Below are 25,559 nucleotides of genomic sequence, written 5' to 3' on the forward strand. Positions count from 1 at the left end.
TTGACGTGCATGACCTCATTCCGCGGCGGATTTCGGGCGTTGGGGGGGCTGTCTGCCTATAAATAGGCTTTGCTTGCTTATGGGGACCTTGCCCCTAGCAGCTTATGTAGACACAGCACCCAGACCACTAACGCTACGCGAAACGACTCGCCACTGAACTGCCTGATTCACCGCTCAGCTATCAGCTATCAGCTATATTAATTAACTATGTAACAAATTTGACGCGCCAGCCTGATAATTTCTGCGGGTCAAATCGCACTACAAATCTTCAAACATCACTACTGGATTAGATTCGGCCGGCGGCAATAGATTCCATGATCCATGGTCTACCCACTGCCTAGCCCATTTCACGCCAGGACTAGCAGCATATTCAGCAAGAATTAAGCTGCAATCAACTGAAAACGCATCAATGGGACATCTGCTTCGGCCTGACTATCTGTCCGTCACTATCCGTCCGCCACTATCTGTCCGCCGCGTAACAGCCAAGATAAAAGGCTCCTCGGCAAGCGGACAACCTTTGATTTTAGCGCATTTAGCGTATCCCGGCACCTTTCAGCGTCGCCATGCGGCTTGAGAGCTCCAGATAGCGTTTGCGCGCGTCATCCGTGGACAACCCTGCAGCCGCCAACTTGGCCATTTCCAGCTTGGCTGAGTCAAATTCAATACGCCGCAAGGCATCATCCCACTCGGTCTGGGGGTCAGGAAGGTCTTCCTGGGACAGGATATCCGCCCGCAAGCCCTTCAATACCGTGGCCAGGTCGGAATCAGGCTCGGCAGCTTCCAGCAATGCGCCCACATGGCGCGCGCCGCTGGATTGCGCCAGCATGATCAAGTCCCTTACCAATCCTAGATGGGGGCCATGGTCGATGACTTCAAGCTGCTGGTCTCCCATGGAGTCCACCAATTCAGGATGCGCCAGCAACAACCCAAGCAAGCGCTTGGCCAACGACGGCATGGTCCGGCGGCCCTCGAAGCCTCCGACGTCGTTATCGCGACGCCCTTTCCAGTTGCCTTTGCCAGGTTTCCAGTCGCCCTTGCTTTTCCAGTCGCTCTTGCCCTTCCATTCCTGCTTGCCGCCAGCGCGCTGACCACCACCGCCGCCGCCCGTGAATTCACCGCCGCCTTGCGACGGAAAATGGCCGTAGTCGGCGTAGTCCGGCTCTTCGGCGGGAATATCGTGAAAATCATGCCCGGCGAAGTCATAGCCCATATCGGGGTGACCGCCGTCATGATCCGGCCCGGCTGCCCCCGACGGCTCGCCTGCCGCCGGCTTGGGCGACGCGGCCGGCGCGAACGGCTTAGCTGGCTGTTGCGCCAGGATCTGCGCCATTTCTTCAGGGGTCAGCTGCACCAGCTTGGCCATTTCCCGCTCGATCTGCACGCGCAGCGCACACTCGGGAATCGACGCCAACAGCGGCTTGGCTTCATGCAGGCAACTGGCGCGCCCTTCGGCCTCGTTCATGTTGTGCCGCGACGCCAGCTCGTCCAGCAGGAAGCGCGACAGCGCCACCGCATCGGCCAGACAGGCGCGGAACGCTTCTGCGCCCAACTCGCGCACATACGAGTCCGGGTCATGCTCGGACGGCAGGAACAGGAATCGAATGGCGATATCGTCACGCAGCACGGGCAGGCAAGCCTGCAACGCCCGCCAGGCGGCACGCCGGCCGGCGCCGTCGCCGTCGAAGCTGAAGATCACCTTGTCGCTTGTACGCAGCAGCTTCTTCACATGGTCGGGCGTCGTGGCCGTACCCAGCGTGGCGACCGCGTTGGCGATGCCTTGCTGCGCCAGGCCGACGACGTCCATGTAGCCTTCGACCACGATCACCTGCCCTTCCTGGCGGATGGACTGGCGCGCCTCCCACAACCCGTAGAGCTCATGGCCCTTCGAGAACAGGGGCGTTTCGGGGGAATTCAGGTACTTGGGCTCGCCTTTGCCGATGATGCGTCCGCCGAAGCCAATGAGGCTGCCCCGCACATTGCGGATCGGAAACATGACGCGCTCCCGGAAACGGTCGTAGCGACGGCCGTCTTCGGACTCGATGACCAGCCCGGACTCCACTAACGTGGGGTCGTCATAATTGGGAAAAACTTGCGACAGGCCGTGGCGGTCAGTACCCGACCACCCCAAACCGAAATGTGCCGCGATTTCGCCAGTCAGGCCGCGCTGCTTCAGATAGCGGATCGCCGCGGGCGACGCGCGCAACTGCTTCAGATAATGCGCCTGAGCGGCATCCAGCACCTGCGTATGACGGGATTCCTCGGCCTTGCGGCGCGCGGATTCCTGCTGCTGGCGTGGACTGCGATTTTCTTCGGGGACCGTCATTCCCGCCGAAGCCGCGAGCGTGCGCACGGCTTCGGGGAAACTGGTACCCGTATGTTCCATCAGGAAAGTGATGGCGCTGCCATGTGCTCCACAGCCGAAGCAGTGGTAGAACTGCTTGGTGGGGCTGACAGTGAACGACGGACTTTTTTCGTTATGAAAGGGGCACAGGCCAAGCAAGTTGGCCCCACCCTTTCGCAACTGCACATATCGCCCGACTACGTCGACAACGTCGACTCGGGCGAGTAGATCCTGGATGAATGATTCTGGAATCAATAGATTCGGGAATCAAAAATCAATACAGGCGCGGGGGCAGTTGTTGGCTACGGATGCGCTTGTAGTGGCGCTTCACAGCGGCGGCGTGCTTGCGCTTGCGCTCTGCCGTGGGCTTCTCATAGAACTCGCGCGAACGCAGCTCGGTGAGCAAACCGGTCTTTTCGATGGTGCGCTTGAAGCGGCGCAGAGCGGCTTCAAACGGTTCGTTTTCCTTCAGTCGAACGATAGGCATAAAGTGATTGGCCTGCTTGTAGGGTAACAAAAGTTGATGACAAACCTGGCTTGCTTACCAGCAACGCTGCCTAGGATCCAGGTCCGCGAAAACATCCCCTCGCGCTATAGGCATGCACTGGTACACCAGGCACGCAACCACAACACAAAGGAAAGTACCGCGGAAACGAGGAACCTTGGAGCGCAACCCGGGACTAGGACACATGCGCTGCGCGCTGCAGATGCTGCACGCGGCCTTGCCTTCCATTTCCCGGATTTCCGCTGGCTGTTTCCGTTACCCAAAGACTACCCAAAGAGTAACAAGCCAAGTTCGGTTTAGCGATAACCAGCGATTCTAGCATGGTCACGACCATTTTGACTACTAGGAGGGACACTTGGCACCCAGAGGGCGCCAGGCACCCCTCCCCTGACCCCATCCGGGCTCAGCTCTTGAAACCCTTGCGGATCCAGGCTTCGAGCTGGTGCGGACGCAGGCTGTCGTAATCTTCGAACGGCTGGTGGATCCAGGGGTTCGTCGGCAGCTTCTCGACATAATAGTCGGGCGTTGCCTGGGAATGTCCCTTCCACCACAGCACGGCGCTGCGCAGTTCGGTGATGTCCGCGAACTGGCTCTTCAGGTGGTCATAGACCTTGCTGAAGGTTTTGCCGGTATCGACCATGTCGTCCACCAACAACACACGCCCGGACAACGTGCCGCGCGTAATGGTGATGAACTGGGCGATATCCATGTCGCCTTGCTTCGTGCCAGCGGCTTCGCGGTAGCTGCTCGTGGCCAGGATACCCAGCGGCACATCGAAAATACGGGACATTACGTCACCGACGCGCATACCGCCGCGCGCCAGACAAAGAATCTTGTCGAACTTCCATCCCGATTGATGCACCTGCAAGGTAAGGCGTTCGATCAAGCGGTTGTAATCGTCCCACGTCACCCACAGATGGCTGTCATCATTGGTCGGCGCGCTCATAGGCAAGCATCTCCTGCTTAAAGATACGAAAAGGCCGCCGCCGGTATGAGACCGGCGGCGGCCTTTGGAATATTAACCCGATGTCAGCCCTTCAGGGGGTGACGCAGGACAATGGTTTCATTGCGGTCAGGACCGGTCGACACGAGGTCGATCGGCACGCCGCAGACTTCGGCAACGCGCTCGAGGTAGCGACGGGCGGCTTCGGGCAGCTTGTCGTACTCGGTGATGCCGACGGTCGATTCCGACCAGCCCGGCAGCTCTTCCAGCACCGGCTGCGCCTGGGCGACCGCGTGGGCGCCGTAAGGCAGCACGTCGCGGAATTCACCGTTGACACGGTAGCCGACGCCCAACTGGATGGTTTCCAGGCCGTCCAGCACGTCCAGCTTGGTGATGCACAAGCCGGAAATGCCGTTCAGGCGGACCGAGCGCTTCAGCGCGGCGCCATCGAACCAGCCGCAACGACGCGGGCGGCCGGTAACCGAACCGAATTCCTTGCCGATGGTGGCCAGGCGGGTGCCGATCTCGTCGACCAGTTCGGTCGGGAACGGGCCCGAACCGACGCGGGTCGTGTAAGCCTTGGTGATGCCCAGGACGTAATCCAACTGCTGCGGGCCCACGCCGGCGCCAGCCGACGCCGCGCCAGCCACGCAATTGCTGCTGGTGACGAACGGATAGGTGCCGTGGTCCACATCCAGCAACGCGCCTTGCGCGCCTTCGAACAGAATGCGCTTGCCTTCCTGCTGCATGGCATACAGGTTGCTGGACACATCCTTGACCATCGGCGCGATGGCGGGAGCCAGGGCCATGGCCTGATCACGCACTTCGTCGGCGGAAACCGCTTCGGCGCCCAGATACTTGGTCAGCACGAAGTTGTGGTAATCCAGCACTTCGGCGAGCTTCTCGTCGAACAGCGAAGGATTGAACAGGTCCTGCACGCGCAATGCGCGGCGGGCAACCTTGTCCTCGTATGCCGGGCCGATGCCACGACCGGTCGTGCCGATCTTGCCTTCGCCCTTGCGCGCTTCGCGCGCCTTGTCGATGGCCACGTGGTACGGCAGGATCAGCGGGCAGATTTCGGAAATCTGCAGGCGCGAGCGCACGTCCAGGCCAGCAGCCTCCAGCTCTTCGATTTCCTTGAGCAGGGCTTCCGGGGACAGCACGACGCCGTTGCCGATAAAGCAGGTGACGCCGGGATGCATGATGCCGGACGGGATCAGGCGAAGAATCGTCTTCTTGCCATTGATCCACAGCGTATGGCCGGCATTGTGACCGCCCTGGAAGCGGACCACGCCTTGGACGGATTCCGCCAGCCAATCGACGATCTTGCCTTTGCCCTCGTCACCCCATTGGGTGCCGATTACGACTACGTTCTTGCTCATGTTACGAATCAATATCGAGTTTCTCGGGAAATCCGGAAATCTCCCCGCGGCCCTCTTGTTTCCAAGAGGGAGTTAGTCACAGCGTTCTGACCGTCCAGGCGCCATCTTGCAGCGCCAGCTCGCGATCGCAAACGAATTCGTCCTGATCCTGCTCGTGACCGGGCAATACCTGAACGACAATCTCCCCTGACCGGCGCAGGCGGCGAACCGCCTCGGTCAGAGCGGGGGCTTGCCCCCAAGGCGCGCGAACTGCACGCGCCCGTTCCGCTGGCGGCAGACCTGCCGCCAGTTTGCGTAAATCCAGACTGAAACCGGTAGCCGGACGCGCGCGGCCGAATGCCCGGCTGACGTCGTCATAGCGGCCACCGCTGACCAGTGCGTCGTGCCAGCCTTCCGCATACAGCGCGAACTTCACGCCGGAGTGGTAGCCATAGCCTCCCACATCGGCCAAGTCGACGCTGAACGCGACGTTCGGCATCGCATCCACCACCACCTGCAAGGCATCCAGCGCCACGGCAACCCCCGGCAGCAGCGGCAGATCGCGACGCGCCGCCTTCAGCACTTCCGGGCCACCGTACAGATTCGGCAGCAACTGCAACGCCTTCAGCGTTTCATCCCGCATGCCCGGCGCGCGCTGGGCCAATTCACCCAGGCCCGGCACGTCTTTCTCGCGCAACAAGCGGATGATTTCCTGCGATACCGCCACGGCCGCCGGGTCCGATTCCAGGATGGCGCGAACCACGCCCGAATGGCACAAGTCCAGACGGGGGTTGCGCACCCCGGCGATCGCCACCGTTTCCAGCACGAGCTGGATGATTTCCAGGTCGGCTTCAAAACCGGCATGACCGTAGATCTCGGCACCGATCTGCAACAGCTCGCGGCTGGACAGCAGGTCCGCCGGACGCGCGTGCAACACGTTGCCGCAATAGCACAGGCGGGTCACGCCGGCGCGGTTCAACAAGTGCGCATCAATGCGCGTGACCTGAGGAGTCATGTCCGCCCGCACGCCCAGCGTGCGGCCGGTCAGCTGGTCGACCAGCTTGCACGTGCGCAGATCCAGATCGCTACCGGTGCCGGACAGCAATGAATCAATGTATTCGACCAGGGGCGGCGCGACCAGCTCGAAGCCGTAAGTACGGTATAAATCGAGAAGTTCGCGGCGCAGTTCCTCGATGCGCCGGGCCTCTGCCGGAAGTACGTCGGCAAGGCTCTCGGGCAGCAACCAGTTACCCATGAATGTTTACCTGATGAACGCCAAGTGATGCGTGGGCGTCGCCCAAACGAAAAAGCGGCTGAGGGGGCGTAAGCCCGCTCAGCCGCTGCGGAATGTTTTCTAGCTTACGCGGTATTGTACATGAGTCAGCGGGCAGCGCCAGCCGGGATTACGGGTGGACGGAGCCGTCCCCCAATTGCCGCAACACCCCGATCCGCTGCGCGCCGCGCCAGTAAAAAGCCCCTTGGATTTCCAAGGGGCTTTTCGTTCCGCTACGCGCGCCGCCTTACTTGGCCGGCACGGTAACCGGCGCCAGGGCTGCGCCGGCCGGGTCCTTCATGAACTGGAAGAAGCTGGAGCTGGGATCGACCACCAGCACGTCGCCCGGCTTCGAGAACGAAGCACGGTAGGCTTCCAGGCTCTTGTAGTACGTGTAGAACTGCGGGTTCTTGCCGTAGGCCTGTGCGTAGATCGATGCCGCGGCGGCATCGCCCTCACCCATGATGCCCTGGGCCTTGGCATATGCCTGAGCCACAATGACTTCACGTTGGCGGTCGGCCTCGGCGCGGATCTTCTCACCTTCGGCGGCGCCGATGGAACGCAGCTCGTTGGCGACGCGCGTGCGCTCCGCTTCCATGCGGCGGTACACCGATTCCGAAATTTCCGGCGCGAATTCGATACGGCGCAGACGCACATCGACGATCTGCACGCCCAGGGGCTCGGCGCGCTTGGCCACGTTGGTCAGGATCTCGGCCATGATCTTGTCGCGTTCGGTCGAGACCACGTCGCGCACCGTGCGCACGTTGACCGATGCGTTCAGCGCGTCGCGGATGAGCGCTTGCAGGCGCTCTTGCGCCACGCGCTCGTTGCCGCCCGTCGAGACGTAGTATTGGCGGGGATCAGCAATACGCCACTTGACGTAGGAATCGATCAGCAGGTTCTTCTTTTCGGAAGTCTGGATGCGTTCGGCTTCGTTGGTTTCGATGGTCAGAACGCGCTTGTCGAGCGTAACGACGTTCTGGAACGGCGGCGGGGCCTTGAAATACAGGCCGGGTTCACTGATGGTCTTGCGCACTTCACCCAGCGAGAACACCAGGGCGTAGTCGCGCTCGCGCACGACGAAGACGCAGGAAGACAGGGCGGCCAGCACGATGAGCAGGCCGACCAGGATGGGCATAAAACGTTGCATGATCAGAACTCCTCCGGGTTAACGCGACGTACGGTCGCGGGGCAGCGTGTTGCTATTGCTGCTGCCGGAAGACTGAGGCACCGGGACCGCGCCGCTACGCAACGGCGGTTGGACCGGCGGACTGATCAACGCAGGCGAACCCGGGTTGCCGACACTGGACTTGCTGCCGTCCTGGGCGGCCAGATGCATGATCTTGTCCAAGGGCAGGTACAACATATTGTTGTTGCTCTTGGTGTCGACCATGACCTTGCTGGCGCGCGTGAAGATGTCCTGCATGCTTTCCAGGTACATGCGCTGGCGCATGACCTGCGGCGCCTTCTCGTACTCACCCAGGATGCTGGTGAAGCGCGAGGTATTACCCTGGGCGTCGCCAACAACCTTGGCCTTGTAGCCTTCGGCCTGCTCGGTCATGCGCGAAGCCTGGCCACTGGCCAGCGGCACGACCTGGTTGGCGTAAGCCTGGCCTTCGTTGATCTGGCGCTCGCGGTCCTGACCGGCCTTGACGGCGTCGTCGAAGGCGGCTTGCACCTGCTCGGGCGGCTGCACGTTCTGGATGGCGACCGTGCTGACCTGGACGCCGCTTTGGTAGCGATCCAGGATCTGCTGCATCAGCGCCTGCACTTGCGTGGCAACCATCGTACGGCCTTCGTACAGCACGAAGTCCATCGACTGCTTGCCCACGACTTCGCGCATGGCCGTTTCGGAGGCCTGGCGGACGGATTCGTCCGGGTCGCGCGTCATGAAGAGGTAGTCCGGCGCACCATCGGCGCGCAGGCGATACTGAACGACGAACTGCATATCGACGATGTTCTCGTCCGTCGTGAGCATCAGCGCTTCAGGCAGCACCTTGTTGCGCGAACCACCACGGAAACCGACTTCGAACGTGCGCAGTTGCGACACGTTGACGATTTCCTGGCTTTGAATGGGGTACGGCAGACGCCATTGGAAACCGGCCTGCGACGTGCTCTTGTATTTGCCGAACTGGGTCACAACCGCGACCTGGCCTTCTTGCACGATGTAGAAGCCGCTAGCCGCCCAGATGCCCACGGCCACCAGGGCAATGACGCCCAGGCCGATGCGCGCGCCACGCGGTGAAGGCGGCGTCATGCCGCCGCGGTTGCCGGGACGGTTGTTGCCACCGCCACCGCCCTTGCGACCGAACAGGGATCCGATGCGATTATTGAAATCGCGCCAGACCTCGTCCAGGTCGGGAGGGCCGTCTCCATTGCCTTGAGGCCGCTTCGGCGGCGGCTCGGAGCCATTGTTGTTCCCACGACCCCAACCGGGGTCATTCAGATTGAAGAGTTTGATAATTCGCGGCATTGTTTCCCACAATCTGTCCGGTCTCCGCAATTGCCCCGCGCAACGCATCCAGACCGGCGCGCTCGGTGGCGCTTACAAATACTCGCGCAATCGTACCATGTGCATCGCGCTCCACCCGGGGTTCCAAACCAGCTCGGTCAATCTTGTTGTATACCAGAATGGTCGGAACGGCGGAGGCGCCGATTTCAGCGAGGACCTTGTTGACTTCGAAAATCTGCTCGTCGCGCTGCGGACTGGCCGCGTCGACTACGTGCAGCAATAGATCCGCGTGCACCGTCTCTTCCAGCGTCGCGCGAAACGCGGCGATCAGGTCATGAGGCAGGTCGCGGATGAATCCGACCGTATCCGATATCACAACGTTCCCGGCGCCCTCGATCCAGATGCGCCGCGTGGTCGTATCCAGGGTGGCAAACAGCTGATCCGCAGCGTAGGTATCCGCGCGGGTCAACGCGTTGAATAGCGTGGACTTGCCGGCGTTGGTGTAACCCACGAGCGACACGGACAGCGCGCCGCCTCGGGCCCGCGCACGGCGCTGGGTCACGCGCTGGCGCTCAACGCGATCCAGCCGCTCGCGCAGCGTCTTGACCTTGGCGCCGATCATGCGGCGGTCCATTTCAAGCTGGGATTCGCCAGGGCCGCGCATCCCGATACCGCCGCGCTGACGCTCCAAGTGGCTCCACATGCGCGTCAGGCGCGTGGACAAATGCTGCAACTGCGCCAGCTCGACCTGCAGCTTGCCTTCGTGGCTCTTTGCGCGCAGCGCGAAGATGTCCAGGATGAGGGCAACGCGGTCCACCACGCGCAAATTGAAGACGCGTTCCAGGTTGCGTTGCTGGGCGGGCGACAAGGGCTGATCGAACAGGACGATGTCGGCGAGAAGCGCCTGCGACATCGCGACGCCCTCGTCCGCCTTGCCGGAACCGATGAAGAACTTGGCGTCGGGCCGGTCGCGCCGGGCGGTCAAGGTGCCGACGACTTCCGCGCCCGCGCCCTTGGCCAGCATGGCAAATTCCTCGGCATGGGCCGTGAAGTCTGGGTCACCCAGATCCACGCTGATAATCAGAGCGCGCATACATGCACCATATTGGAGCCAAAGCGAAAATGCCCGCCGACGTCATCCGTCTGGCGGGCAAAAAAAGGTACAGCTGGAGCGAGATTACTCAGCAGGGACTTCCACCTGGAAATTCACGGCGCGGGCGGGAACAACGGTGGAAATGGCATGCTTGTAGACCATTTGCGTAACCGTATTGCGCAACAGCACCACGTACTGGTCAAAAGATTCGATTTGCCCTTGAAGCTTGATACCGTTCACCAAGTAAATCGACACGGGCACATGATCCTTGCGCAGCGTGTTCAGGAACGGATCTTGCAGAGTTTGCCCTTTATTGCTCATTGGCCAGGCTCCATTTGTTTGTTATTGAGTGATGATGTGCTTTTTTGTACTGGTGGAGCACACCGAAATACGTACTCTACAGGGTTTTCCCGGCCCGTGCTACTTGGCCAGGAGGCAAAAGTGACACCAGAGTTTTCAAGCTGAAAAGCCCCTGACGATCACGCTTGCAGGACCTCCGCAAGCCCCTTCAGAAGCAGGTCTACCTGCTCGTCCGTGCCCACGGTAATGCGGAGAAACTGATCGATGCGCGCATGACGGAAATGGCGCACGATGATGCTGCGCTCGCGCAAGGCGGCGGCCAGACCCGAAGCGTCTTTGGAGGGGTGCCGCGCGAACACGAAATTCGCAGCCGACGGCAACACTTCAAAACCCAGCGACTCCAGGCCCGCTGTCATCCGCGACCGGGTTTCGATCACGGCTTGGCGAGTCTTCTCAAAGTACTCTGTATCTTCCAATGCCGCCACTGCGCCGGCCGATGCCAGGCGATCAATAGGGTAGGAGTTGAAACTGTTCTTTACGCGGTCCAGCCCATCGATGAGCTCGGCGCTGCCCACGGCGAAGCCTACGCGCAGCCCGGCCAGCGAACGCGACTTGGACAAGGTCTGCACGACCAGCAAGTTGTCATAGCGCGCGACCAGGCCCACGGCCGATTCACCGCCGAAATCCACATAGGCCTCGTCGACTACGACGACGGCGTCGGGGTTGCCCGCGACGATGCGCTCGACCTCGGCCAGGCTGAGTGCGCGGCCCGTGGGGGCATTGGGGTTCGGGAAAATGATGGCGCCGGCCTGCCCGCGGGCACCCGGCAGGTAGTCTTCCACGTCAATGCGGAAATCCGCCGTCAGCGGCACGGTTTCGTATTCGATGCCGTACAGGCCGCAGTAGACCGGGTAGAAACTGTAGGTGATGTCCGGAAAGCGTAGCGGACGCTCGTGCTTGAGCAACGCCAGGAACACGTGCGCCAGCACCTCGTCGGAGCCGTTGCCCACGAACACCTGGCCCGGCTGCACGCCCACCGTCGACGCGATCGCCTGGCGAAGGCGGTCGGAAGACGGGTCCGGGTACAGCTTGAGCGTGTCGTCGCAGGCTGCGCGAATGGCATCGAGCACCTTGGGCGACGGCCCGTAAGGATGCTCGTTGGTATTCAGCTTGATCAGGTTCTGAAGCTTGGGCTGCTCGCCCGGGACATACGGACTGAGCGTCCCGACCACGGGACTCCAGAAACGGCTCATGGATCAGCTTTCCTGCGCGTAGGGGTTGTGCGAAGACTTGAATTCGATGCGCAAAGGCGTACCGGCCAGATCGAACGCATTGCGGAAACGCGTTTCCAGGTACCGACGATACGAATCGGGGATGGCGTCCAGCGCATTGCCGTGGATGACGACCAGCGGCGGGTTCTGACCGCCCTGGTGCGCATAGCGCATCTTGGGACGGAAGATGCCCTTGCGGGGCGGCTGCTGCTGCTCGATGGCGGCCTGCAGTTCACGCGTCAATTTGGGCGTGGACAGCTTGGCGAACGCGGCGGCATGCGCCGAATTGATGGACTTCAAGAGCGGCTTGATGCCCTGCCCGCGCAACGCCGAAATGGTGTGCATGCGCGCGAACGACAGGAAACGCAGCTTGCGCTGGAATTCGCGTTCGATGCGTTCCTTTTCCTCGCCGTCCAGGCCATCCCACTTGTTGATGGCCACCACGACGGCGCGGCCGGTTTCCAGCACGAAGCCCGCGATGTGGGCATCCTGCTCGGAAATCTCGGTGTGCGCATCCAGCATCAGCAGCACGACGTTGCTGGCCTCGATGGCCTGCAGCGTCTTGATGACTGAGAATTTTTCAACGGCCTCGAACACCTTGCCGCGCTTGCGCAGGCCAGCCGTGTCGATCAGCGTGTAGCGGCGGCCGTCACGGTCGAAATCGATCTCGATGGCGTCGCGCGTGGTGCCCGGCAAGTCGAACGCGATCACGCGCTCTTCGCCCATCAAGGTATTGATGAGGGTCGATTTGCCGACGTTCGGACGGCCCACGATCGCCAGCTTGATGCGGTGATCGTGATCGCCTTCCTCGAAGACTTCTTCTTCGACAGGCGGCTCGGCCAGGTCTTTCAGCGCCAGTTCGATCAGGTCGACGATGCCGTCGCCGTGCGCCGCCGAAATCGGGTAGGGCTGGCCCAATCCAAGCTCGTGGAACTCGGAGATGGCCGGGCCCAGGCCCATGCCTTCCGCCTTGTTCACCGCCAACAGCACGCGCTGCTGGCCGGACTTGCGCAGCAACTGCGCGATTTCGTGGTCGTGCGCATTGATGCCGGCGCGGGCATCGACCAGGAACACCACCACGTCCGCCTCGGCGATGGCCTGCCGGGTCTGGCGCGCCATCTCCAGCAGGATGCCGTCTTTGGCGACCGGCTCGAAACCGCCGGTATCGATAGCGATGAACGGGATCTCGCCTACCCTGCCCTCACCGTAATGGCGATCGCGGGTCAGGCCGGAAAAATCGGCCACCAACGCGGCGCGCGATCGCGTCAGGCGGTTGAAAAGGGTCGACTTCCCCACATTGGGGCGACCGACCAGGGCAACGACAGGCTTGAAAGACACGGTGTAAGGCTTTGTTCTATAGGTTTTAGTTGGCGCCGATCATGACGAGATTGCCATTGCCCGTCTGGACCAGCACACCTTGGGGGGTGGTTTGCGGCGGCGAAACGACGGCGCCACCACCCACGGACAGCCGCGCCATCAGGCTGCCATCACTACGCGACAGGAAGTGCAGATAGCCTTCCAGGTCGCCAACTGCAAGCGCACCACCCAGCATAGCCGGTGCAGTCACTTGGCGGTTCTTCAGCGCTGCCTGCTTCCAGACATTGCCGCCATTATCCAGCGCAAACGCGCTGACGACGCTGTTCTGGTCCGCCGCGTAAGCGAAGCGCTCGTCCAGCGAGACGCCGCTGACGCTGGAGAAGTCCTTGGCCCACAACGGACGGCCGCCGGCCGTGACGTCAAAGCAGACGATACGCCCTTGATAGGCGACCGCGCAAAGGAGATTACCCGCGATGCGCGGGGCGCCGACGACGTCGGTCAGGCGCTCGAGGTCGCTGGCGCCCTTGGGCGTCGCCACGGTGCCTTCCCATTGCACGTTGCCGCTGTCGGAGGCGATCGCCATCAGCTTGCCGCCGGGCAGGCCGGTGATGACGAGACCTTCGGCCAGGACCATCTGCGACACGCTGCGCAATGCCAGCGAGGGGCCCGGGCGCTGCACGTTCCAGACGCGCTCGCCGCTGTTGGCGTCGAACGCCTGGATGCGATAGTCGCCGCTGCGGACCACCACGATGCCATAACCCACCACCGGCGGGATCGTGACATCGCTGGTGGCGCGGACCTTCCACTTCACCTTGCCGCTGTCGTCGAAGGCGATCACGTCGCCGTCGGGCGAAGCAACCGCGGTGGTGGTGCCGTCGCTGCCGGCGCCAGCCGACAGCTTGCCGTCGGTCTTGGCCTTCCACAGAGGACGGCCGCTTTGCAGGTCGAACTTGCCCACCGAGCCATCCGGCGTGGCGGCGTAGACGGCGCTGCCCAGGACCGTGGGCGCGAAGCCCAGGCCGGAACCGCTGCCGATCGACGTCGACCAGACCTGGTGCACGGACATGCCGGCCTTGTACTCGGTCAGCGGTGCGGGATCGTAACGGCCGTCATCGTGCGAAAACAAGCCGCATCCGCCCAGCGCAAGCAAGCTTGCCAGGCAAACGGCGCCACGCCACGTACGACCAGGTGCAAATTTACGCATTACAGTCACGCTCCGCTCAAGGCATCCAATTTCAGTTGCACAACCTGGGTCATCGGATTCGCCGTACCCAGGCCATCAATGGCGCTTTGCCATGCCGCACGCGCTTCATCGCGCTTGCCTTGCGCAGCGAGGATATCGCCACGGCGGTCCGCGAACAAGGCGGCAAAGGCGGCCGGCGGATTGTTCAGTTGTGCAAGCGCCGGGTCGTATTGCTTCTGATCCAGCAGCATGCCGGCCAGGCGCAGGCGCGCCACGGCTTGCATGGCCGGGTTCTTGCCTTGCGCGGCCAGCCATTCCAGCTGTTCACGGGCACCGGCCTCGTCCTTCTGAGCCTGCAGGGCCTGCGCCGCAACCAGCGCGCCGCGGGCGGCGTAGCCGGTGGCCGGGTATTGGTCGCGCAGCGTGGCAGCAGCGGTCTTGATGCGCACGGCGGAATCGGCGCCACCCAGGCGGGCCGCGTCTTCCAGCGCTTCGAAGTAGCCCATGGCCTGATTGGCGCGGTGCGATTCGTAGGCCTTCCAGCCCCACCAACCGCCCCAGGACAGCGCGACGACGGCAAACAGCGTGACAACCAGCGTCCCGTAACGGGCCCACCACGCCTTGATTGCGTCCAGTTTTTCCTGTTCTTCGAGATCGTATGCCATGCCTTAACCCTTGTTGTTCAGTACCGCAGCCAGATCCTTCAGCGGGACCTGCTGCTGAGCCGCGTCGCCCTGGGCGTCCGCACGCAAATATTTGACGCTGGCGGTCTGCGACGCAACTTCATCGGCGCCAAGAATAACCGCAACCATGGCGCCGCTGGCATCCGCACGCTTGAATTGGGACTTGAAACCGGCCGAACCGGCATGCACGACGACTGACAGACCGGCGTCGCGCAGGTCTTCACCAACCCGGGCTGCCAGGCGCTGGGCTTCTTCGCCCTGATGCACGACGTAGACTTCGCATTCCGCCGGCGCCTCCAGCTGCACGCTCTGCTCCCAGAGGTCCAGCAGACGTTCCATGCCGATTGCGAAGCCGACCGCGGGGGCGTGCTTGCCGCCCAGCAGTTCGACCAGGCCGTCGTAGCGGCCGCCGCCGCAGACCGTGCCCTGGGAGCCCAGGCGGTCGGTGACCCACTCGAAAACCGTCAGGTTGTAGTAGTCAAGGCCGCGCACCAGGCGCGGGTTCAGGCTGTATTCGATGCCCGCGTCGGTCAGGCGCTGGCACACGCCATCGAAGTGTGCGCGGGACTCTTCGCCCAGGAAGTCGAACAGGCGCGGCGCGCTGTTGGCCATTTCCTGCATGGCGGGGTTCTTCGTGTCCAACACGCGCAGCGGGTTGGTGTACAGGCGACGCTGGCCGTCTTCATCCAGGATGTCGCGATGCTTTTCCAGGTGCTCGATCAAGGCGGCGCGGTGCGCGGCGCGCTCGGCGGGCTGGCCCAGGGAGTTCAACTCCAGGCGCACGTCCTTCAGCCCCAGCAGTTTCCACAGACGGGCCAGCATGACGATCAGTTCGGCGTCCACGTCAGGGCCGGCAAAGCCCAGGGCCTCGACGTCGATCTGATGGAACTGGCGGTAGCGGCCGCGCTGCGGGCGCTCGTGGCGGAAGACGGGGCCGATCGAGTAGACGCGTTGCGGGCGGTCGTAGAGCATGTTGTGCTCGATCGAGGCGCGCACGATGCCGGCCGTCATCTCGGGACGCATCGTCAGCGATTCGCCGTTCAATGCGTCGGTGAAGGTGTACATCTCTTTTTCGACGATGTCGGTGACTTCGCCGATGCCGCGCGTGAACAGGCGCGTATGCTCAAGCACGGGCGTACGCACGTTGCGATAGCCATAGCCGCGCAGCCAGCCGCGCACGATTTCCTCGAACTGTTCCCAGCGGGCGCTCGGCCCGGGCAACACGTCATTCATGCCGCGTATGGCGGCCACTTTCTGGAAAGCTTGAGTCATCTTGATCATGCCGCATCACGCGCCTGCCGGCGCGTCCGCGGCTACACCCTTTCTTTTAATGAGAGGTGAGCGCGCCGTAACGGCGCGCCACGTAGTCTTCGACGATGGCCTGGAACTCTTCGGCGATATGGTCGCCCTTGAGCGTAACCGTGCGTTCCCCGTCCACGAATACCGGCGCCGCGGGCACTTCGCCCGTTCCCGGCAGACTGATTCCGATATCGGCATGACGGCTTTCGCCCGGCCCATTGACCACACAGCCCATGACCGCGACGTTCATGCTTTCGACGCCCGGATACTGCGCCTTCCAGACCGGCATCTGACGGCGCAGATAGGACTGGATGCTATCAGCCAGTTCCTGGAAGAACGTGCTGCTGGTGCGGCCGCAACCGGGGCATGCCACGACCATTGGCGTGAACGCACGCAGACCCATCGTCTGCAGGATTTCCTGCGCCACGACGGCTTCTCGGCTGCGATCGCCGCCAGGTTCCGGCGTGAGCGAAATGCGGATCGTGTCGCCGATGCCCTGCTGCAGCAGCACGGCCAGCGCGGCGGTGGACGCCACGATGCCCTTGCTGCCCATGCCGGCCTCGGTCAGCCCCAGGTGCAGGGGGTAGTCGCAACGGGCGGACAGGTCGCGGTAAACGGCGATCAGGTCCTGGACGTGGCTGACCTTGCACGACAGGATGATGGCGTCGCGCCGCAGGCCGAGCTCTTCGGCGCGTTGCGCGTTGGTGATGGCAGACACGACCAGCGCGTCGCGCATCACGGCCTGGGCCTCCCAGGGCTGCGCACGACGGCTGTTTTCGTCCATCTTGCGCGCCATCAGTTCGTGGTCCAGGCTGCCCCAGTTCACGCCGATACGCACGGGCTTGTCATAGCGGCAGGCCACTTCGATCATCTGCGCGAAATTGTCGTCGCGCCGCTTGCCGCCGCCCATGTTGCCGGGGTTGATCCGGTATTTGGACAGCGCCTGCGCGCACTCGGGAAACTGCGTCAGCAGCTTGTGGCCGTTGTAGTGAAAGTCACCCACCAGCGGCACATTCACGCCCATGCGGTCGAGCTGTTCGCGGATGGCAACCACTTCGCGGGCCGCCTCGGGCGTATTCACCGTGATCCGCACCAGTTCAGAGCCGGCCAGCGCCAGCTCTTTGACCTGGATCGCCGTGGCGATGGCGTCCGCGGTGTCGGTGTTGGTCATGGACTGCACCACGACCGGGGCGTCGCCGCCCACCATCACAACGCGATCGCCCCACTTCACTGCCACCGAACGCGTGGCGCGGCGCATCGCGGCCCCCACGGCGGGTGGCGGCGCATCCTGGCAAGGCAAAGAAGAATCTTGCATCGGTGGAACCGGGTTACTTGGTCGGCTTCTGCAGCCAGTCGAACGGCAGCCATTGCTGCGGCAACCAGCCTTGCCAGAAGGCATACGCCACGCCGGCGGCCAGCACCAGCACGATGGCGATGAGCCATCCCCAGGAGGTCGAAGACGAACGGTCGTCATCGGCGCTGGACTGGGGGATGGAATGCGCCGAATGCAGGGCGCCCGGGCTCAGCTTCACCGGACCGGTGACGCGGGCCTTGGGGTCCAGCGAATCGACGATGGCTTGCGAATCGGCGCCCAGCAGGCGCGCGTAGTTGCGGACCAGGCCGCGCAGGGAAACGCCCGTGGGCAGGTCCGCCCACGCTTCGTTTTCAAGGGCTTCGATCTGCTTCGTGGAAAACTTGATGCGACTGGACACTTCGTCGAGCGACCAGCCTTTGGACTGGCGCAGCGTGCGCAATGCCGAGCCCACGTTGCCCGCAGCGCTTGCGGGCGTTTCAGAAACTGCAGAAGCGAAATCCTGCGTCATGCATGCACCTGTTTAATTGGTATGGTCTGGCGCTGTGCGGCATTGCGCTCGGTAATCCGAGTGCGATCCCGCACTTCTCCGGCCAGTTGACCACAAGCTGCATCGATGTCGTCGCCCCGGGTCTTGCGCACGGTCGTGATGATGCCCGCGTCCATCAGGCGCTGCGCGAACACCTTGACGCGCGCCGAGTTGGAACGTTTCAGGCCCGACTCGGGGAAGGGGTTGAACGGAATCAGATTGAGCTTGCAGCGCAGCTGGCGTGCAATTTGGATCAGTTCCTTGGCGTGCTGGTCGGTATCGTTGATGCCGTCCAGCATGCAATATTCAAACGTGATGAAGTCGCGCGGGGCAAACGCCAGATAGCGCTCGCAGGCCGCCAGCAACTCTTTCAGCGGGTACTTCTTGTTCAGCGGCACCAGCTCGTCGCGCAGCGCATCGTTGGGCGCATGCAGCGAGACGGCCAGCGCCACCGGACAGTCCTGCGACAGGCGATCCATCATGGGGACGACGCCCGAGGTGGACACCGTGACGCGGCGGCGTGACAAGCCATAGGCATTGTCGTCCAGCATCAGGCGCAGCGCCGGCAGGACCTGGTCGTAGTTGAGCAGGGGTTCGCCCATGCCCATCATGACCACGTTGCTGATGACGCGCGTATCTTCGGTGGCCTTGGCGCTTTCCAGGCGGGCGGTGCCGATGTCGGCTTCCAGCACGCGCTTGGCCCACCACAGCTGACCGATGATTTCGCTGGTTTTCAGGTTGCGGTTGAAGCCCTGATGCCCGGTCGAGCAAAAGCGGCAGTTCACCACGCAGCCGGCTTGGCTGGAAATGCAGAGGGTGCCGCGATCGTCTTCGGGGATGAAGACGGTTTCGATGGCATTGCCCTGGCCCACATCGAACAGCCACTTGCGCGTGCCGTCGGTCGAGCGTTGCTCGATATTGACGGGCAAGGCCTCGATGCGGCAATGCGATGCGAGCTGGCCGCGGAATTCGCGGGCCAGATCGGTCATGGCGTCGAACGAATCGGCGCCACGCTGGTGCATCCAGCGTTGCAGCTGACGGGCGCGAAAAGGCTTGCCGCCCCACTGCCCGACAAGTTCGGACAGGGCGGAGCCATCCAGCCCCAGCAAATTGATTCGTTCGACGGATTCCATGACCTGGGTAACGCTAAAAAACTAAAACAGTGCTTTCGCGAAAATCAACGGCTGTGGATGTTGATTTCGGGGAAGAAGAAAGCGATTTCGACAGCAGCCGTTTCCGGAGCGTCGGAGCCGTGAACGGCGTTGGCGTCGATGCTGTCGGCGAAGTCGGCGCGGATGGTGCCGGGAGCAGCCTTCTTCGGGTCCGTGGCGCCCATCAGGTCGCGGTTCTTCAGGATGGCATCTTCACCTTCCAGCACTTGCACGAAGACCGGGCCCGAGATCATGAAATCGACCAGGTCCTTGAAGAAGGGGCGTTCCGAGTGCACGGCGTAGAAACGCTCGGCGTCGGCGCGCGACAGTTGGGCCAGGCGGGCGGCGATGACCTTCAGGCCGGCTTGCTCGAAGCGGCCGACGATCTGGCCGATGACGTTCTTGGCGACGGCGTCGGGCTTGATGATCGAGAGGGTGCGTTGGATGGACATAAGAACTCCGAAAGCTGATTTCTGACTGGTTTCTGATGAATTGCCTGGCGTGGCTCTGCACTTGTCGGTGTCACCCTTGAAGTGTCATCGCGCGTTGGCGCACAGGCGGTCCGGGGTGTTTGAACAGTTCTGTTGAACGCTCCGGGCCGTCCTGAACCACATGGCCAAGGCAGGGATTCGACACTGCCTACCGATCGGACGCGCCCTCAATTCTGCTTCGGATTTCTGAAACGTGCACTTTTCCGTGCGCATTTCCGAAGGAATCCTTAATGAATTCAGGGACTTCTAAAAGGTTTACAGTAACCCGGTATTCTAACACGCTGAGAAGACCGCATTACATCTTAAAATGAGCGGTTTGCTGCCCGTATCCCTACGCCGGGCGCCCTGTTTGCCGGAACCCTGTAATGACTCAAGCCGCTCCCCCGAACGCCGCGAATCCCGCGAGCGACACCCCGGAACTCTCCAAGAGCTTCGAACCTTCCGAACTGGAATCCCGCTGGTACGCCGAGTGGGACAAGCGCGGCTACTTCACGGCGGGCCAGCATGTAAAAACGGGGACGGAAAGCCAGCCCTATGTGATCCAGTTCCCGCCGCCCAACGTGACGGGCACGCTCCACATGGGCCACGCGTTCAACCAGACCATCATGGACGGGCTGGTGCGCTACCGCCGCATGGCGGGCGACGACACCGTATTCATCCCCGGCACCGACCACGCCGGCATCGCCACCCAGATCGTTGTTGAAAGACAGCTGGATGCCCAGAAGGTTTCCCGCCACGACCTCGGCCGCGAAAAATTCGTGGAAAAAGTCTGGGAATGGAAGGAAAAGTCGGGCAACGCCATCACCGAGCAGGTGCGCCGCCTGGGCGCCTCGGCCGACTGGCCCCGCGAATACTTCACCATGGACGACCGCATGTCGCGCGGCGTGGTGGAAACCTTCGTGCGCCTGCATAAACAGGGACTGATCTACCGCGGCAAGCGCCTGGTCAACTGGGATCCCAAGCTGCTGACCGCCGTGTCCGACCTGGAAGTCCAGTCCGAAGAGACCGATGGCCACATGTGGCACATCCTCTACCCCTTCGTCGACGGGCCGCAGACCATCGTCGACAAGGACGGCCAGACCGTCACGCTGCGCGGCATGACGATCGCCACGACCCGACCGGAAACGATGCTGGCCGACGGCGCCCTGTGCGTGCACCCCGACGATCCGCGCTACCAGCACCTGATCGGCAAGGAAGTCGAACTGCCGCTGTGCGACCGCAACATCCCGATCATCGCGGACGATTTCGTCGACCCCGAATTCGGCACGGGTTGCGTCAAGATCACCGGCGCACACGATTTCAACGACTACGCCTGCGCGATGCGCCATGATCTGCCGCTGATCGTGATCTTCACGCTGGATGCGCACATCAACGAAAACGGCCCCAAGCAGTTCCAGGGCCTGGAGCGCTACGAGGCCCGCAAGGCGGTCGTCGCCCAACTGGATGCCGAAGGCTATCTGGTCAAGATCGAACCGCACAAGATGATGCAGCCCAAGGGCGACCGCACCGGCGTCGTGCTGGAGCCCATGCTGACGGACCAGTGGTTCGTGGCCATGAGCAAGCCGGCCCCGGAAGGCACGCTGAACCCGGGCAAGAGCATCACCGAAGTGGCGCTGGACGTGGTGGCCGACGGCCGCATCAAGTTCTACCCGGACAACTGGACCACCATCTACAACCAGTGGCTGAACAACATCCAGGACTGGTGCATCTCGCGTCAGCTGTGGTGGGGCCATCAGATCCCGGCCTGGTACTCGGAAGACGGCCAGGTCTTCGTGGCGCACGACGAAGCCGGCGCCATCGAACAGGCGCGCGCCGCCGGCGTGACGGGTGACCTCAAGCGCGACCCGGACGTGCTGGACACCTGGTTCTCGTCGGGCCTCGTGCCCTTCACGACGCTGGGCTGGCCGGAAAACACGCCGGACCTGCAACGCTACCTGCCCTCCAGCGTGCTGGTCACGGGCTTTGACATCATCTTCTTCTGGGTCGCCCGCATGGTCATGCTGACCACGCACCTGACCGGCCAGATCCCGTTCAAGCACGTCTACGTGCACGGCCTGATCCGCGATGCGGATGGCCAGAAGATGAGCAAGTCCAAGGGCAACACGCTGGACCCGGTCGACCTGATCGACGGCATTGACCTGGACGGCCTGGTCGCCAAGCGCACCTACGGCCTGATGAATCCCAAGCAGGCCGGCGCCATCGAAAAGGCGACGCGCCGTCAGTATCCGGACGGCATCCCCGCCTTCGGCACCGACGCGCTGCGCTTCACGATGGCCGCCTACGCCACGCTGGGCCGCAACATCAACTTCGACCTGAAGCGCTGCGAGGGCTACCGCAACTTCTGCAACAAGCTGTGGAACGCCACGCGCTTCGTGCTGATGAATACCGAAGGCCATGACCTGACGGGCACGGATGCAGGCGAAACCTCGTTCGTCGACCGCTGGATCATCAGCCAGATGCAGACGCTGGAAGCCGATGTGGCGCGCGGCTTTGCCGACTACCGCTTCGACAACATCGCCAACGCGCTGTACCGCTTTGTCTGGGACGAGTACTGCGACTGGTACCTGGAACTGGCCAAGGTGCAGATCCAGACCGGCACGCCTGCCCAGCAGCTGGGCACGCGCCGTACGCTGATCCGCGTGCTGGAATGCGTGCTGCGCCTGGCTCACCCGATCATTCCGTTCATCACGGAAGAACTCTGGCAGAAGGTGTCGGTGGTGGCCGGCAAGCGCAAGGAAGGCGTCGCCGACAGCGTCAGCGTGCAGCCTTACCCGCAAGCCAACCCGGCCGCGGTGGATGCCGCCGCCGAGGCCGACGTGGCCGAGCTCAAGGCCCAGGTCGAAGCCGTGCGCGCCCTGCGCGGCGAAATGAACCTGTCGCCCGCCCAGAAGGTGCCGCTGTGCGCCCAGGGCGACGCGCCCACGCTCACGCGCAACGCGCCCTACCTGGCCGCGCTGGCCAAGCTGAGCCAGGTCGACGTGCTGGACACCCTGCCGGACGCCGGCGCGCCGGTCCAGGTCGTGGGCGCCAGCCGTTTGATGCTGCACGTCGAGATCGACGTGGCCGCCGAGCGCATTCGCCTGGACAAGGAAATTGCGCGCCTTGAAGGCGAAATCGCCAAGGCCAACGGCAAGCTGTCGAACGCCAGCTTCGTCGAACGCGCCCCAGCGGCGGTCGTCGAACAGGAGAAGGCGCGCATGGCGCAGTTCGGCGAAACCCTGCAGAAGGTGCGTGAACAGCGCGCCAAGCTGGGCGACTGAACGGCCGCCCTGCCCGGCTGAAACGAGAAACCCCGGACTGGTTCCGGGGTTTTTCATTTCATGCGCAACAGAGGCCGCAACAGTCAGACGCCGCCGTCCGTCATGCGATACCAGGTCACCACCGCATTGACGTAGAGCCGCCGCAGGCCGTACATCGGAAACGGCACAACCGGCGACAAGGGCAGAGGCAGCGCGCTGGCGTCGCCTGTTGCCACGTACTGGGCCATGGCGCGGCCCATGCTGGTCTGCAGCCCCACCCCGCGCCCCTGGCAACCGATATCCACCAGCAGGCCCGGTTGCGGCTCGTGCAGATGCGGGAGGTAGTCGCGGGTAACGGCGACGCGCCCACACCAGCGGTACTCGAACGGCGTACCCGCCACCTGCGGGAACAGCTTCAGCATCACGCGTTCCAAGTGCGCCCAGTCTTGCGGCCCCTTGGGTTCACGGAACGGGCCGCGCCCGCCCATCAGCAACCGGCCCTGATGGTCCAGCCGGAAATACAGCAACAGGTTGCGGGTGTCGGAGCTGACGTGCCCTTCGGGAAGGATGCCCGCGCGCACTGTCTCCGGCAACGGCGCCGTGGCCACCTGGAAGGTGTTGGCATCGATGATGGACGTCTTCAACCCGGGCAACAGGTCGCCCCCATAGGCGTTGGTGCACATCACCACCCGGTCAGCGGTGACCGTCGCGCCACCGGCTGTCGTCGCTACCCATTTGCCGCCGTTGCGGGCCAGGGCGGTGACGGGTGTATCCGTATGGATCGTGGCGCCGGCATTCAGCGCGGCGCGCGCCAGCCCTCGCGCATAGCTCAGCGGCTGCACCGCGCCGGCACGGTTATCCACCCATCCGCCCAGATAGCGGTCCGTGCCCAGCAAGCGGCCCACCTGCGCACGATCCAGGGGTTGCGCATCCACGCCATGGCGCGCCCATTGCGCCGCGCGGTCGTGCGCGATACGCAGCGCGTCGGCGTTGTGAGCACCCTGGATCCAGCCTTTGCGGACGTGCGGCACATCCATGGCGTGGCGGTCGATCAGGTTGAACACCGCGTCCGCGGTCGAGCCCGCGAACCGCAGCAGCCGTTCGCCACGCTCTTGGCCGAACATCGAGATCAAGGCATCCGGGTCGTACTTCAGTCCCGGAATCACCTGGCCGCCATTGCGGCCCGAACCACCAAACCCGATCTCGCGCGCTTCCAGCACCACGGCATTCACGCCGCGCTCGGCCAGATGCAGCGCCGTGCTCAGGCCGGCGTACCCCCCGCCGATGACCAGCACATCCGCTTGCACGGAGGCTGCAAGCGGCTGGGTCGACGGAGGCGCCGCGGCGGTCGCTGCCCATAACGAGGGGGAAAGAGGAAACGGCACTTGCTGCATGATGGTTCCTTCCTACATGGGATGCAGCACACGGCGCAGGAAATCCTGCGTGCGGGGGTGCTGCGGATGATTCAGGAGCTCTCGGGCGGCGCCCTGTTCGACCATGACGCCACCGTCAAAGAACATGACGCGGTCGGCGACCTCGCGCGCGAAGCTCATTTCATGGGTCACGACGACCATGGTCATGCCGACCTCGGCAAGCTTGCGCATCACGCCCAGCACGTCTCCCACCAGCTCGGGATCCAGTGCGGACGTCGGCTCGTCGAACAGGATAGCCTTGGGCTGCATCGCCAGCGCGCGCGCGATGGCCACGCGTTGCTGCTGCCCGCCCGACAACTGGTTCGGGTGCGCGTCCGCCTTGTCGGCCAGGCCCACGCTGGCCAGCAGCTCGCGGCCGCGCTCCAGCACCTGCGCACGAGGCTCTTTCTTCACGAAGATCGGCCCCTCGATCACGTTTTCCAGCGCGGTGCGATGCGGGAACAGGTTGAAGCGCTGGAACACCATCGCCACCTGCGTGCGGATGGACACGATGGACGGGGCGTCGGCGTCGACCAGCTCGCCATCGACCGTGATGCGCCCGGCGTTGTAGCGCTCAAGCCCGTTGATGCAGCGCAGGATGGTGGACTTGCCGGAACCGGACGGGCCGATCACGCACACGACTTCGCCCTTGGTGACTTCGGCGTCGATGCCCTTGAGCACCTCAAGCGGGCCGAAGCTCTTGCGGACTCCTTTGAGCTCGATCATTTCGTGGCGCTCCTTTTTTCCAGATGCCGGACCAGCAGGATCAGCGGCACGCACATCACCAGGTACATCAGCGCGACCAGCGAGAACACGGTGGCGTTCTTGAACGTCGAGACGGCGATCAGCTTGCCCTGCAGGGCCAGTTCGGCCACCGTGATGGTGGAGGCCTGCGACGAATCCTTCAGCATCATGATCATGATGTTGCCGTAAGGCGGCAGCACGATTTTCACGGCTTGCGGCAGCACCACGCGCCGCATCGTCATGCTCCAGCTCATGCCCATCGCCATAGCAGCTTCGATCTGGCCACGGTCGATAGCCTGGATGCCCGCGCGGAAGTTCTCGGCCTGATAGGCGGAATACGCCACGCCCAGGCCGATGATGGCGGCTTGCACGGCCGTCAGCGACACTCCCATGTCGGGCATCACGAAGTAGATGTAGAACAGCAGCACGATGATCGGGATGCCGCGCAGCAAGTTGATGATTCCGCCGCTGAGCTTGGACAGGAACGAATTCCCGGAGACCCGCATCAGCGCCCACACCAGGCCCAGCACGGTCGACAACGCGAGCGAGCCCAGCGTCACCAGGATCGTCAGCTTCGCCCCTTGCAGCAATATCGGCAGGTACTCCGCCGAGTCCTTGAAGAATTCCGTCATGACTTCACCCATCCCGACAAGACCGCGC

Annotated in this window: 22 protein-coding genes; 1 reads left to right on the forward strand and 21 read right to left on the reverse strand. The window is 63.2% G+C overall.

Annotation, left to right across the window (positions count from 1 at the left end; translation table 11 throughout):
- Nucleotides 1–532: 532 nt before the first annotated feature.
- From dnaG to ndk, 18 genes are all read right to left on the reverse strand, one after another.
- Nucleotides 533–2,596 carry a DNA primase gene (dnaG, locus tag AC27VE_RS09665; protein ID WP_488703711.1) on the reverse strand — a complete coding sequence of 688 codons (2,064 nt, stop codon included), beginning with the start codon at nt 2,594–2,596 and terminating at the stop codon, nt 533–535.
- A gap of 19 nt (nt 2,597–2,615) precedes the next feature.
- The gene (gene rpsU / locus AC27VE_RS09670; RefSeq protein WP_006218592.1) at nt 2,616–2,828 is read right to left on the reverse strand and encodes a 30S ribosomal protein S21; all 213 of its coding nucleotides are present in this window, start codon (nt 2,826–2,828) and stop codon (nt 2,616–2,618) included.
- 421 nt (nt 2,829–3,249) lie between these two features.
- The gene (locus tag AC27VE_RS09675; RefSeq protein ID WP_488703712.1) at nt 3,250–3,792 is read right to left on the reverse strand and encodes a phosphoribosyltransferase; all 543 of its coding nucleotides are present in this window, start codon (nt 3,790–3,792) and stop codon (nt 3,250–3,252) included.
- Between the two features lie 83 nt (nt 3,793–3,875).
- Nucleotides 3,876–5,171, reverse strand: coding sequence for an adenylosuccinate synthase (locus tag AC27VE_RS09680; protein ID WP_006223984.1), 1,296 nt, complete (start codon nt 5,169–5,171; stop codon nt 3,876–3,878).
- 76 nt (nt 5,172–5,247) lie between these two features.
- Nucleotides 5,248–6,405: an ATP phosphoribosyltransferase regulatory subunit gene (locus tag AC27VE_RS09685; protein ID WP_006223985.1), complete on the reverse strand. Its 1,158-nt coding sequence runs from the start codon at nt 6,403–6,405 to the stop codon at nt 5,248–5,250.
- Nucleotides 6,406–6,670: 265 nt separating this feature from the next.
- Entirely contained in the window at nt 6,671–7,573 is a 903-nt protein-coding gene (hflC, locus tag AC27VE_RS09690; RefSeq protein WP_105559771.1) for a protease modulator HflC, read from the reverse strand.
- 18 nt (nt 7,574–7,591) lie between these two features.
- Nucleotides 7,592–8,896 (reverse strand): FtsH protease activity modulator HflK, encoded by a 1,305-nt coding sequence (gene hflK, locus AC27VE_RS09695; RefSeq protein WP_105559770.1) that lies wholly within the window; start codon nt 8,894–8,896, stop codon nt 7,592–7,594.
- On the reverse strand, nt 8,862–9,968 hold the full coding sequence (gene hflX, locus AC27VE_RS09700) for a GTPase HflX (protein ID WP_088590962.1): 1,107 nt from the start codon (nt 9,966–9,968) through the stop codon (nt 8,862–8,864). The genes hflK and hflX overlap by 35 nt, the downstream gene beginning before the upstream one ends.
- Before the next feature lie 84 nt (nt 9,969–10,052).
- Nucleotides 10,053–10,289 (reverse strand): RNA chaperone Hfq, encoded by a 237-nt coding sequence (hfq, locus tag AC27VE_RS09705; protein WP_006218585.1) that lies wholly within the window; start codon nt 10,287–10,289, stop codon nt 10,053–10,055.
- Nucleotides 10,290–10,447: 158 nt separating this feature from the next.
- On the reverse strand, nt 10,448–11,521 hold the full coding sequence (gene hisC / locus AC27VE_RS09710; protein WP_006223989.1) for a histidinol-phosphate transaminase: 1,074 nt from the start codon (nt 11,519–11,521) through the stop codon (nt 10,448–10,450).
- Nucleotides 11,522–11,524: 3 nt separating this feature from the next.
- On the reverse strand, nt 11,525–12,877 hold the full coding sequence (gene der, locus AC27VE_RS09715) for a ribosome biogenesis GTPase Der (RefSeq protein ID WP_006223990.1): 1,353 nt from the start codon (nt 12,875–12,877) through the stop codon (nt 11,525–11,527).
- A gap of 25 nt (nt 12,878–12,902) precedes the next feature.
- The gene (bamB, locus tag AC27VE_RS09720; RefSeq protein WP_035212870.1) at nt 12,903–14,060 is read right to left on the reverse strand and encodes an outer membrane protein assembly factor BamB; all 1,158 of its coding nucleotides are present in this window, start codon (nt 14,058–14,060) and stop codon (nt 12,903–12,905) included.
- A 5-nt stretch (nt 14,061–14,065) separates the two neighbouring features.
- A complete protein-coding gene (locus AC27VE_RS09725) occupies nt 14,066–14,704 on the reverse strand; it encodes a YfgM family protein (RefSeq protein WP_006223992.1) in 639 nt (212 codons plus the stop codon).
- A gap of 3 nt (nt 14,705–14,707) precedes the next feature.
- Entirely contained in the window at nt 14,708–15,994 is a 1,287-nt protein-coding gene (hisS, locus tag AC27VE_RS09730; RefSeq protein WP_488703754.1) for a histidine--tRNA ligase, read from the reverse strand.
- A 55-nt stretch (nt 15,995–16,049) separates the two neighbouring features.
- Entirely contained in the window at nt 16,050–17,336 is a 1,287-nt protein-coding gene (ispG, locus tag AC27VE_RS09735; protein ID WP_488703713.1) for a flavodoxin-dependent (E)-4-hydroxy-3-methylbut-2-enyl-diphosphate synthase, read from the reverse strand.
- Nucleotides 17,337–17,349: 13 nt separating this feature from the next.
- Entirely contained in the window at nt 17,350–17,844 is a 495-nt protein-coding gene (locus AC27VE_RS09740; RefSeq protein WP_088590960.1) for a helix-turn-helix domain-containing protein, read from the reverse strand.
- On the reverse strand, nt 17,841–18,995 hold the full coding sequence (gene rlmN / locus AC27VE_RS09745) for a dual-specificity RNA methyltransferase RlmN (RefSeq protein WP_006223996.1): 1,155 nt from the start codon (nt 18,993–18,995) through the stop codon (nt 17,841–17,843). Before rlmN ends, AC27VE_RS09740 begins: the two co-directional genes overlap by 4 nt.
- Before the next feature lie 44 nt (nt 18,996–19,039).
- Nucleotides 19,040–19,465 carry a nucleoside-diphosphate kinase gene (ndk, locus tag AC27VE_RS09750; RefSeq protein WP_006223997.1) on the reverse strand — a complete coding sequence of 142 codons (426 nt, stop codon included), beginning with the start codon at nt 19,463–19,465 and terminating at the stop codon, nt 19,040–19,042.
- Between the two features lie 404 nt (nt 19,466–19,869).
- On the opposite strand from ndk, the gene AC27VE_RS09755 reads away from it, so the two are divergent.
- Nucleotides 19,870–22,764, forward strand: a complete 2,895-nt coding sequence (locus AC27VE_RS09755) for a valine--tRNA ligase (protein WP_424626173.1) — start codon at nt 19,870–19,872, stop codon at nt 22,762–22,764.
- Nucleotides 22,765–22,847: 83 nt separating this feature from the next.
- Here the strand turns inward: AC27VE_RS09755 and AC27VE_RS09760 are convergent, their stop codons facing one another.
- From AC27VE_RS09760 to AC27VE_RS09770, 3 genes are read right to left on the reverse strand one after another with little or no spacing between them, the layout of a single operon-like run.
- Nucleotides 22,848–24,137, reverse strand: a complete 1,290-nt coding sequence (locus AC27VE_RS09760; RefSeq protein ID WP_488703714.1) for an NAD(P)/FAD-dependent oxidoreductase — start codon at nt 24,135–24,137, stop codon at nt 22,848–22,850.
- Nucleotides 24,138–24,149: 12 nt separating this feature from the next.
- Nucleotides 24,150–24,881 carry an amino acid ABC transporter ATP-binding protein gene (locus AC27VE_RS09765; RefSeq protein ID WP_488703715.1) on the reverse strand — a complete coding sequence of 244 codons (732 nt, stop codon included), beginning with the start codon at nt 24,879–24,881 and terminating at the stop codon, nt 24,150–24,152.
- Nucleotides 24,878–25,531, reverse strand: coding sequence for an amino acid ABC transporter permease (locus AC27VE_RS09770; protein WP_006224002.1), 654 nt, complete (start codon nt 25,529–25,531; stop codon nt 24,878–24,880). The genes AC27VE_RS09765 and AC27VE_RS09770 overlap by 4 nt, the downstream gene beginning before the upstream one ends.
- Nucleotides 25,532–25,559: the final 28 nt, after the last annotated feature.

It is taken from the genome of Achromobacter sp. 18P8.1.1, assembly GCF_057799415.1.

What these genes read in the sequence shown, in the direction of transcription:
- rpsU (WP_006218592.1), bottom strand. Translation starts at nt 2,828, where the DNA reads ATGCCTATCGTTCGACTGAAGGAAAACGAACCGTTTGAAGCCGCTCTG.
- AC27VE_RS09675 (WP_488703712.1), bottom strand. Translation starts at nt 3,792, where the DNA reads ATGAGCGCGCCGACCAATGATGACAGCCATCTGTGGGTGACGTGGGAC.
- AC27VE_RS09680 (WP_006223984.1), bottom strand. Translation starts at nt 5,171, where the DNA reads ATGAGCAAGAACGTAGTCGTAATCGGCACCCAATGGGGTGACGAGGGC.
- AC27VE_RS09685 (WP_006223985.1), bottom strand. Translation starts at nt 6,405, where the DNA reads ATGGGTAACTGGTTGCTGCCCGAGAGCCTTGCCGACGTACTTCCGGCA.
- hflC (WP_105559771.1), bottom strand. Translation starts at nt 7,573, where the DNA reads ATGCAACGTTTTATGCCCATCCTGGTCGGCCTGCTCATCGTGCTGGCC.
- hflK (WP_105559770.1), bottom strand. Translation starts at nt 8,896, where the DNA reads ATGCCGCGAATTATCAAACTCTTCAATCTGAATGACCCCGGTTGGGGT.
- hflX (WP_088590962.1), bottom strand. Translation starts at nt 9,968, where the DNA reads ATGCGCGCTCTGATTATCAGCGTGGATCTGGGTGACCCAGACTTCACG.
- hfq (WP_006218585.1), bottom strand. Translation starts at nt 10,289, where the DNA reads ATGAGCAATAAAGGGCAAACTCTGCAAGATCCGTTCCTGAACACGCTG.
- hisC (WP_006223989.1), bottom strand. Translation starts at nt 11,521, where the DNA reads ATGAGCCGTTTCTGGAGTCCCGTGGTCGGGACGCTCAGTCCGTATGTC.
- bamB (WP_035212870.1), bottom strand. Translation starts at nt 14,060, where the DNA reads ATGCGTAAATTTGCACCTGGTCGTACGTGGCGTGGCGCCGTTTGCCTG.
- AC27VE_RS09725 (WP_006223992.1), bottom strand. Translation starts at nt 14,704, where the DNA reads ATGGCATACGATCTCGAAGAACAGGAAAAACTGGACGCAATCAAGGCG.
- hisS (WP_488703754.1), bottom strand. Translation starts at nt 15,994, where the DNA reads ATGACTCAAGCTTTCCAGAAAGTGGCCGCCATACGCGGCATGAATGAC.
- ispG (WP_488703713.1), bottom strand. Translation starts at nt 17,336, where the DNA reads ATGCAAGATTCTTCTTTGCCTTGCCAGGATGCGCCGCCACCCGCCGTG.
- AC27VE_RS09740 (WP_088590960.1), bottom strand. Translation starts at nt 17,844, where the DNA reads ATGACGCAGGATTTCGCTTCTGCAGTTTCTGAAACGCCCGCAAGCGCT.
- rlmN (WP_006223996.1), bottom strand. Translation starts at nt 18,995, where the DNA reads ATGGAATCCGTCGAACGAATCAATTTGCTGGGGCTGGATGGCTCCGCC.
- ndk (WP_006223997.1), bottom strand. Translation starts at nt 19,465, where the DNA reads ATGTCCATCCAACGCACCCTCTCGATCATCAAGCCCGACGCCGTCGCC.
- AC27VE_RS09755 (WP_424626173.1), top strand. Translation starts at nt 19,870, where the DNA reads ATGACTCAAGCCGCTCCCCCGAACGCCGCGAATCCCGCGAGCGACACC.
- AC27VE_RS09760 (WP_488703714.1), bottom strand. Translation starts at nt 24,137, where the DNA reads ATGCAGCAAGTGCCGTTTCCTCTTTCCCCCTCGTTATGGGCAGCGACC.
- AC27VE_RS09765 (WP_488703715.1), bottom strand. Translation starts at nt 24,881, where the DNA reads ATGATCGAGCTCAAAGGAGTCCGCAAGAGCTTCGGCCCGCTTGAGGTG.
- AC27VE_RS09770 (WP_006224002.1), bottom strand. Translation starts at nt 25,531, where the DNA reads ATGACGGAATTCTTCAAGGACTCGGCGGAGTACCTGCCGATATTGCTG.